This is a genomic window from Pseudonocardia sp. D17 (assembly GCF_036984265.1).
Classification (GTDB): domain Bacteria; phylum Actinomycetota; class Actinomycetes; order Mycobacteriales; family Pseudonocardiaceae; genus Pseudonocardia; species Pseudonocardia benzenivorans.
The window spans coordinates 1-1,772 of record NZ_BPRG01000197.1; the positions used below are offsets into that span (position 1 = coordinate 1).

The 1,772-nt window shown below is 77.4% G+C and carries 1 protein-coding gene; it reads left to right on the forward strand.

What is annotated here, in order from left to right:
- A partial coding sequence (locus PSD17_RS26015) for a DUF4333 domain-containing protein (RefSeq protein ID WP_339124979.1) occupies window positions 1–1,553 on the forward strand: 1,553 nt, incomplete at its 5' end.
- Window positions 1,554–1,772 lie beyond the last annotated feature (219 nt).

Below are 1,772 nucleotides of genomic sequence, written 5' to 3' on the forward strand. Positions count from 1 at the left end.
AGGGCCAGCCGCCGGCGCAGGGCCAGCCGCCGGCGCAGGGCCAGCCGCCGGCGCAGGGCCAGCCACAGGTTCAGGGCCAGGAGGCCGGTCCGTGGGGACAGCAGCAGCCGCCGACGCAGTGGGACCAGCAGCAGTGGGGGACGCAGCCGGGCTGGGGGCAGCAGCCGCCGCAGCAATGGTCCCCGCCGGCGCAGGACGCGCAGCCGGTGTGGGACCCGCAGCGCGGGCAATGGGTGCACCCGGCGTGGTTGCAGCAACAGCCCGCCCAGCCGTACCAGCAGCCCGCCCAGCCGTACCAGCAGCCCGGGACCGCTGCTCAGCAGCAGTACCCGCAGCAGAACCCGTACGCGCAGCCGGGCCAGTACCCGCAGCAGAACCCGCACCCGCAGGCAGGCCAGTACCCGCAGCAGGGGCAGTACGGGCAGCCGGGCCAGTACGGGCAGCAAGGCGTCCCGACCGAACAGCAGACCGGCCAGCAGTGGGCTCAGCCACAGGCGGGAGGCTGGGCACAACCGGCTGCCGACCCGCAGCCGGCGACCGCGCCCGGTCGGACCGACACGAGCCCCGATCCGGCGACCACGTCCCCGGGGGCCGGCGAGAGCACGCCGGCCGCGTCGTCGGCACCGTCCGACCCGGGGTCGTCGTCGGGGGAGCAGGCCGGGACAACCGCGCAGTGGGGTCACGCGTCGGCCGACGCCGGCACCCAGTACGGCGGCGGTGCGTCACCGTGGGCGCCGGCGGCTGCGGCCGGGGGAGCCGCGGCGGCTGCGGCGGCCGACGGCGCGGACGACGCGACCGGCGCCCCGCCCGAACCGGCGGCCTCGTCGACCGACGGCGCCACGGGCGTCGACCGCGGCACGGGTGGCGAGAGCGGCCCGGGTGGCGAGAGCGGCGCGGGATTCGACAGCGCGGCGACGCAGCACCTGCCCTCGTCGGCAGCCGCACAGTGGGGGCAGCCGGCAGGGCACACCGGCGGCGAGCAGCCCACCGCCCAGTTCGCAGGCGGCGACCAGCAGTGGGGCGCCCAGCAGCAGGCGGCGTGGGGCGCCGCGCCCGGCCAGACCGACCCGTGGGCGCAGCAGAACCGACCGGGTGCCTGGGGAGCCGGTCAGGGCGAGGCCCCGCAGCAGGCCTGGTCGCAGGCGGGTGGCTCGGCCGCGGCGTGGGGCCAGCAGCCTCCGCAGCCGGGGCAGCAGTGGGGGCAGCAGCAGGGGGGCGGCACCGTCGAGACGCCACGCAAGCGGCGTGCGCTGCCCTGGATCCTCGTCGGTGCGCTGGTCGTCGTCGCCGCCGTCGCGGCGGTCCTGCTGTTCTGGAAGCCGGGCTTCGTCGTGACCCGCGTGTTCGACCAGACCGCGCTGCAGGCGGGCGTCGAGAAGGTGCTGACGACGGACTACGGCCACCAGGTCTCCGCCGTCAGTTGCCCCGCGAACCGCGAGGTCAAGAGCGGCGACACCTTCCAGTGCTCGGCGACCGTCGACGGCGAGCCGAACACGCAGGTCCCGATCCACGTGACCAGCAGCGAGGGGAACTACGAGGTCGGGCGGGTCTGACCGCCGGCGCCGCCCGCAACTGACCGCGGGCCCCGGGCCCGCGGGGAGCCCACGCGTGCGGCCCCCTGGGCCCACGAGCGCTGCCCGGTGCCGCGGGCGCAGGCGGGAGCTGCCGGGCGCGCCCGGGCGGCGTGGCGTGGTTCGTGCCGTGACGCAGGTCCGAGGGCCCGGGACTCCGGCGTCTGGATGTCCGGGCTGTCGACCGGCTGGCGGCTGTGA